The organism is Vibrio sp. Vb2880 (assembly GCF_033337975.1).
GTDB lineage: Bacteria > Pseudomonadota > Gammaproteobacteria > Enterobacterales > Vibrionaceae > Vibrio > Vibrio alginolyticus.
Genome location: NZ_JAWORT010000035.1, coordinates 22,763 through 28,924 on the forward strand (window position 1 = coordinate 22,763; position 6,162 = coordinate 28,924).

8 protein-coding genes are annotated in these 6,162 nt (G+C 44.9%); all 8 read left to right on the forward strand.

What is annotated here, in order from left to right; translation table 11 throughout:
• Positions 1–20: 20 nt before the first annotated feature.
• The 8 genes from aroB (at position 21) to rplI (ending at position 6,033) form a co-directional block, all read left to right on the forward strand.
• Positions 21–1,121 (forward strand): 3-dehydroquinate synthase, encoded by a 1,101-nt coding sequence (gene aroB, locus R7M92_RS23180; RefSeq protein WP_318134415.1) that lies wholly within the window; start codon positions 21–23, stop codon positions 1,119–1,121.
• Positions 1,122–1,173: 52 nt separating this feature from the next.
• The gene (locus R7M92_RS23185; RefSeq protein WP_318134416.1) at positions 1,174–2,685 is read left to right on the forward strand and encodes an SPOR domain-containing protein; all 1,512 of its coding nucleotides are present in this window, start codon (positions 1,174–1,176) and stop codon (positions 2,683–2,685) included.
• A 69-nt stretch (positions 2,686–2,754) separates the two neighbouring features.
• The gene (locus tag R7M92_RS23190; RefSeq protein ID WP_005382762.1) at positions 2,755–3,594 is read left to right on the forward strand and encodes a Dam family site-specific DNA-(adenine-N6)-methyltransferase; all 840 of its coding nucleotides are present in this window, start codon (positions 2,755–2,757) and stop codon (positions 3,592–3,594) included.
• Between the two features lie 92 nt (positions 3,595–3,686).
• Positions 3,687–4,358 (forward strand): ribulose-phosphate 3-epimerase, encoded by a 672-nt coding sequence (gene rpe / locus R7M92_RS23195; protein WP_005381300.1) that lies wholly within the window; start codon positions 3,687–3,689, stop codon positions 4,356–4,358.
• 244 nt (positions 4,359–4,602) lie between these two features.
• Positions 4,603–4,992: a 30S ribosomal protein S6 gene (gene rpsF / locus R7M92_RS23200; RefSeq protein WP_005381299.1), complete on the forward strand. Its 390-nt coding sequence runs from the start codon at positions 4,603–4,605 to the stop codon at positions 4,990–4,992.
• A gap of 8 nt (positions 4,993–5,000) precedes the next feature.
• A complete protein-coding gene (gene priB / locus R7M92_RS23205) occupies positions 5,001–5,303 on the forward strand; it encodes a primosomal replication protein N (protein ID WP_005381298.1) in 303 nt (100 codons plus the stop codon).
• 16 nt (positions 5,304–5,319) lie between these two features.
• Positions 5,320–5,547, forward strand: coding sequence for a 30S ribosomal protein S18 (gene rpsR / locus R7M92_RS23210; RefSeq protein ID WP_000090472.1), 228 nt, complete (start codon positions 5,320–5,322; stop codon positions 5,545–5,547).
• A 33-nt stretch (positions 5,548–5,580) separates the two neighbouring features.
• The gene (gene rplI, locus R7M92_RS23215; protein WP_005382760.1) at positions 5,581–6,033 is read left to right on the forward strand and encodes a 50S ribosomal protein L9; all 453 of its coding nucleotides are present in this window, start codon (positions 5,581–5,583) and stop codon (positions 6,031–6,033) included.
• The last annotated feature ends 129 nt before the right edge of the window (positions 6,034–6,162 follow it).

Sequence of the window (6,162 nt, forward strand, 5' to 3'; positions counted from 1 at the left end):
TTTTTAATTGGAGCAAACCGATGGAACGGATTACGGTCAACCTAGCTGAGCGTAGCTACCCAATCTCTATTGGCGCCGGGTTATTTGAGGACCCGGCGTACCTCTCTCAAGTTCTCTCAAACAAAAATGCAAAACAAAAAGTTGTTGTGATCAGTAATGTCACAGTGGCGCCTTTGTATGCAGACAAAATTTTAAAGCAACTCGAGCAGCTCGGTTGTAGTGCATCCTTGTTAGAATTGCCTGACGGTGAACAGTACAAAAACTTGGATGTATTTAATCAAGTAATGAACTTCTTACTGGAAGGGAGTTATGCTCGTGATGTTGTGATCATCGCGTTAGGTGGTGGTGTTATTGGCGACCTTGTGGGTTTTGCGTCTGCCTGTTACCAGCGTGGGGTCGACTTTGTTCAAATACCGACCACATTACTATCCCAAGTGGACTCTTCGGTTGGTGGAAAAACCGCGGTGAACCATCCGTTGGGTAAGAACATGATAGGTGCGTTTTACCAACCTAAAGCCGTGATCATTGATACCAACTGCCTGTCGACGTTGCCTGAACGTGAGTTCGCTGCGGGTATCGCCGAAGTCATCAAGTACGGCATTATTTACGATGCAGATTTTTTTGTATGGTTAGAAGGCAATCTTGAGCGCTTGTATGCGTTGGATGAAGAAGCACTAACTTATGCGATCGCACGTTGCTGTGAAATAAAAGCGGAAGTGGTGGCTCAGGATGAGAAAGAATCGGGCATCCGTGCTTTGCTTAACTTAGGTCACACCTTTGGTCATGCGATTGAAGCGGAACTTGGCTATGGCAATTGGCTGCATGGTGAAGCGGTATCTTCCGGCACTGTTATGGCGGCCAAAACGTCGCATCTACGCGGTCTGATCTCGGAAGAGCAATTTGAGCGTATTGTTGCGATTTTGCGTCGTGCAAAACTGCCTGTGCATACTCCAGACAGTATGAATTTCGATGACTTCATCAAGCACATGATGCGAGATAAGAAAGTCCTCTCTGGTCAATTACGATTGGTTTTGCCTACAGGCATTGGCACTGCCGAGGTAATTGCTGATACGACGCAAGACGTACTCAAGCAGGCAATAGACTTCGGTCGCGATATTTAACCTTGTAATGGCGCCTTTGGGCGTCATTCTTGTAGTGTATTAAGGTTATTAGATGAGTGTTGCTCACGTACTGGAATTAGATTCTCAAATCGAGTTGCTTGATAGATTAGGTCTACTGACTAACTTTGGTTCCAATCTCATTGCGATTAATGGTCATGATGGGTACGGGAAATCTTGGTTAGCGCAGCGATACCTTGAAGTGGGTGCCAGTAACAAGAATCAATGTTTGTTACTTTGTCATTCTAATCAAGACGATGTGCAGCATCGCGTCCTTATTTTGAGTCAACTAGTTTCGGACGCATTGTTTAATCAGCAAGAGCCTTTACTTGATAGCCTTGAAAGGCTTTTAGGTGATGAGCCGTGTGACATTGCAATTGTTGTAGATGATGCGCATTTATTGAGTGAGACACTTATCTCTGAGCTTTGGATGCTGGTCTTAGAGGCGCACCATAAGCCAAATTGGACCATCAATGTCTTACTGTTTACACAGTCTGGACGTTTAGACGGTTTGCTAGCACGTCTCAGTTATGGACAAGAGATAAAGCCTGTTGAGCTTGATATTGATATGTTGTCCGAAGTGGAAGCTCGTCGTTTCTTTGAGTCACTTGTTGCGCGCTACGTCGATGATGAGTCTGAGAAACGGGTTCGAGATGCATTTAAAAAAGTCGACCCAGTACCGGGTGACATCATGGCGTTAGGAGAGATGAAAGTGGAAAAAAGGATCATTATCCGCTCGATTGTCGGTTCACCCCTGAATATTGCGTTGGTGGTATTAGTCTTACTGTTGCTTGCTGCTGGTGGCTATTGGTGGATGCTTAGTCAACCAAGTCCTGATGATAAAGCGCAGCAAATTGCTGGCAGTTTAGAGCAAACGGCTATTCCAACTTTTGAAGAGTCAGGAGTCAGTGCAGCGCAGTCTTCACTGCAACCTGTAACCGATGGCTCTAGCAGTCTTGATAAGTCTAGTGTGGTTGATGATTCTGATTCATTACCGCCAGCAGTGACAGAAGAAGTAGCGAGCGTAGGCAGTGATGACAATCAACAAAGAGTGGTGATTGAGTCGAATGTGGTCGATGCATTGCTTGAAGGTAAAGCTGATTCAGCAGACACAAAAGCGATTGATGACGTCGTAGGTACTGAGAAGACAGAAACCGCCGATGAAACTAGCTCTCCTTTGATTAAAGTCGTAAAACCGAATCAAGATATGGCGCAAGCACCTGCTCAGTCAGAAGAGGGTGAGGCAAACCAACCTGTTGTGAAGTTTTCATTTGCTCGTGAAGAACTAAAAGCGCTATCGCCAAGAGCTTATACTTTACAACTCGCAGCTATGACCTCAATGGAAGATGTACAATCCTTTCTCAATGAGCATAAACTGAATAATCAAGTGCGAATTTATCCTACCGTTCGTAATGACACCGAGTGGTATATCATCACATATCAAGATTATCCGACAATTCAAATGGCTCGTGATGCCGTCGCAAGCTTGCCAGATTCGGTTAAGTCGGTGAGTCCTTGGGCAAAATCACTCCGTCAGGTTCACCGTGAAATTGAACGAGTGAAATAAACCTGAGCTTCCCTGAAAAATATGTTACATTCCGCAGCCTTAATTTTTGGTCGATAGATAGAGCAGTAGATGAAAAAGCAACGAGCCTTTCTTAAATGGGCAGGAGGAAAATACGGACTTGTTGAAGACATCCAACGTCATTTGCCGCCGGCTCGAAAGCTAGTTGAACCTTTTGTTGGTGCGGGCTCAGTGTTTCTGAATACCGATTATGACCATTATCTACTTGCAGATATCAATCCAGATTTGATCAATCTGTACAACCTGCTGAAAGAACGCCCTGAAGAGTATATCTCTGAAGCGAAGCGTTGGTTTGTCGCTGAGAACAACCGCAAAGAAGCCTACCTACACATTCGCGCTGAGTTTAATAAAACCGATGACGTGATGTACCGCTCTTTAGCGTTTTTGTACATGAACCGCTTTGGTTTTAATGGCCTATGCCGTTACAACAAAAAAGGTGGCTTCAATGTACCGTTTGGCTCTTACAAAAAGCCGTATTTCCCTGAGGCGGAACTGGAGTTTTTTGCAGAAAAAGCCAAAAAAGCTACGTTTGTTTGTGAAGGTTATCCTGAAACATTTCGTCGTGCGCGCAAAGGGAGCGTCGTGTATTGCGATCCACCTTATGCGCCGCTTTCAAATACGGCAAATTTCACCTCATACGCAGGTAATGGTTTCACGTTGGACGACCAAGCTGCATTAGCCGACATTGCTGAAAGAACAGCGACTGAACGTGGCATTCCTGTGTTGATTTCTAACCACGACACTACTTTGACACGTCGGTTGTATCACGGTGCGGATCTTAATGTGGTAAAAGTAAAGCGTACCATTAGCCGTAATGGTAACGGTCGTAATAAAGTTGATGAGCTACTTGCGCTTTTTCATGCCCCAGACATGGATAAATCAAGCTCTTAATTCTCACACTATTATATCTAAATAGTGGATCTCCCCACTGGCTTCGGTAGAATTGCGCGCAGATTGTTTGCTCATTACTACTGAGGTCAGGTATGAAAGATTTTCTTATTGCTCCATCCATTTTATCGGCAGATTTTGCTCGTCTCGGTGAAGATGTAGAAAAAGTACTCGCAGCGGGTGCGGATGTGGTGCATTTCGACGTTATGGATAACCACTATGTACCAAACCTGACTTTTGGTGCGCCTGTGTGTAAAGCACTACGCGATTATGGCATCACAGCGCCAATCGATGTTCACCTAATGGTGAAACCCGTTGACCGTATTATTCCTGATTTCGCAAAAGCGGGTGCGTCGATGATTACGTTCCATGTAGAAGCTTCTGATCATGTAGACCGTACACTGCAGTTAATTAAAGAGCACGGCTGTCAGGCTGGTGTGGTACTAAACCCAGCAACGCCACTTGCAAGTCTTGAATTTATTATGGATAAAGTCGACATGATTCTACTGATGTCGGTAAACCCTGGTTTTGGTGGTCAATCATTCATTCCTCATACACTAGATAAACTGCGTGCCGTTCGTAAGATGATTGACGAGTCTGGTCGTGATATCCGCTTAGAAATCGATGGCGGTGTGAAGGTTGACAACATTCGTGAAATTGCAGAAGCGGGCGCAGACATGTTTGTTGCAGGCTCGGCGATTTTCGGTGAGCCAGATTACAAACAAGTGATCGATCAAATGCGCGCTGAACTGGCTGAAGTTAAATAAGCACCGATAAGCCAGCGCAATAACACGCTGATTTTAAAGGCTGCCAGCTTGTTGGCAGCCTTTGTGTTTTCTAGTATTAGAAGAAATTAAATATCCGCTGCGATGAGCAAATAATCACTTGCCTATTTTACGCCCTTTCTGTACTATTCGTGCTCCTTAAACTCAGTCAATTATCTTTAGTTCCTTGCTTCCTCTGGACGACTGAGCCATTTGTGGAAGCTGAATAATCCGTAAGGAGCAACCAATGCGTCATTACGAAATCGTATTCATGGTGCACCCAGATCAAAGCGAGCAAGTTGCTGGCATGATCGAGCGTTACACTGGTTCAATCACTGAAGCTGGCGGTAAAATCCACCGTCTAGAAGACTGGGGCCGTCGTCAACTGGCTTACCCAATCAACAAGCTTCACAAAGCTCACTACGTTCTTATGAACGTTGAAGCTGACCAAGCTGTAATTGATGAGCTAGAAACTGCTTTCCGTTTCAACGATGCAGTTCTACGTAACATGATCATGCGTACTAAAGCAGCGATCACTGAGCAATCTATCATGCTTAAGCAAAAAGAAGAGCGTGCTCCACGTCGTGAAGAGCGTTCTGAAGCTAAGCCTGAAGCTAAGTCAGAAGCTGCTGAGTAAGTTTTCTTATGGCCAATCGAATGGAGCTGAGCGGCACCATTGCCAAACCGCCCATTCGTAGTAAAAGCCCTGGTGGCATTGAACACTGTCGGTTTTGGCTGGAGCATCGCTCTACTATTATCGAAGCTGACTTACCTCGACAAGTTTATTGTCGTATGCCGGTAGTCGTCAGCGGGCTTGGGTCACAAGCACTAACTCAGAATTTAGTTCAAGGCAGTAACATTAAGGTAAGTGGTTTTGTCACTTATCAAACCGGCCGAAATGGCGTGGGAAAATTAGTGTTACACGCCGACAACATTACTCAAATTTAAGATCAGGAGATAGCCCATGGCTCGTTTCTTCCGTCGTCGTAAATTCTGCCGTTTCACTGCAGAAGGCGTACAAGAGATTGATTACAAAGACGTAGCAACTCTTAAAAACTACATCACTGAAGCTGGTAAAATCGTACCTAGCCGTATCACTGGTACAAGCGCTAAGTACCAGCGTCAACTAGCACGTGCTATCAAGCGTTCACGCTACCTAGCTCTACTACCGTACACTGACAAGCATCAGTAATCGGTTCATTTTATTAAGAAAGAGGATTAAGCAATGCAAGTTATTCTACTTGATAAAATTGGTAACCTAGGTGGTCTTGGCGATACTGCAAACGTTAAATCTGGCTACGCTCGTAACTTCCTTATCCCACAAGGTAAAGCAGTTATGGCAACTAAAGCTAACGTTGAAATGTTTGAAGCTCGTCGTGCTGAACTAGAAGCTAAAGTTGCTGAGCAACTAGCTGCTGCAGAAGCTCGCGCAGAGAAAGTTAACGCTCTAGAAGCGGTAGTTATCGCTTCTAAAGCTGGTGACGAAGGCAAACTATTCGGTTCTATCGGTACTCGTGACATCGCTGACGCTATCACAGCTGCAGGCGTTGAAGTTGCTAAGAGCGAAGTTCGCCTTCCTGAAGGTGCTCTACGTAACACTGGTGAGTTCGAGATCAGCGTTCAACTTCACTCTGAAGTTTTCGCGACAGTTAACCTACAAGTTGTTGCTGCTGAGTAATTCAGTATCAAGACGAAATACTAAAAAGCACCTCCTTGGAGGTGCTTTTTTTATTTTCAGCCCTAAACCACCTACTTCAGTAGGTGGTTATCATCCGTTTCGGCTTTGCCTGTAAAACTACTCATGCTA

Bases quoted from the DNA above. Each gene is read 5' to 3' on its own strand.
- aroB (WP_318134415.1), top strand. From the start codon at position 21: ATGGAACGGATTACGGTCAACCTAGCTGAGCGTAGCTACCCAATCTCT.
- R7M92_RS23185 (WP_318134416.1), top strand. From the start codon at position 1,174: ATGAGTGTTGCTCACGTACTGGAATTAGATTCTCAAATCGAGTTGCTT.
- R7M92_RS23190 (WP_005382762.1), top strand. From the start codon at position 2,755: ATGAAAAAGCAACGAGCCTTTCTTAAATGGGCAGGAGGAAAATACGGA.
- rpe (WP_005381300.1), top strand. From the start codon at position 3,687: ATGAAAGATTTTCTTATTGCTCCATCCATTTTATCGGCAGATTTTGCT.
- rpsF (WP_005381299.1), top strand. From the start codon at position 4,603: ATGCGTCATTACGAAATCGTATTCATGGTGCACCCAGATCAAAGCGAG.
- priB (WP_005381298.1), top strand. From the start codon at position 5,001: ATGGCCAATCGAATGGAGCTGAGCGGCACCATTGCCAAACCGCCCATT.
- rpsR (WP_000090472.1), top strand. From the start codon at position 5,320: ATGGCTCGTTTCTTCCGTCGTCGTAAATTCTGCCGTTTCACTGCAGAA.
- rplI (WP_005382760.1), top strand. From the start codon at position 5,581: ATGCAAGTTATTCTACTTGATAAAATTGGTAACCTAGGTGGTCTTGGC.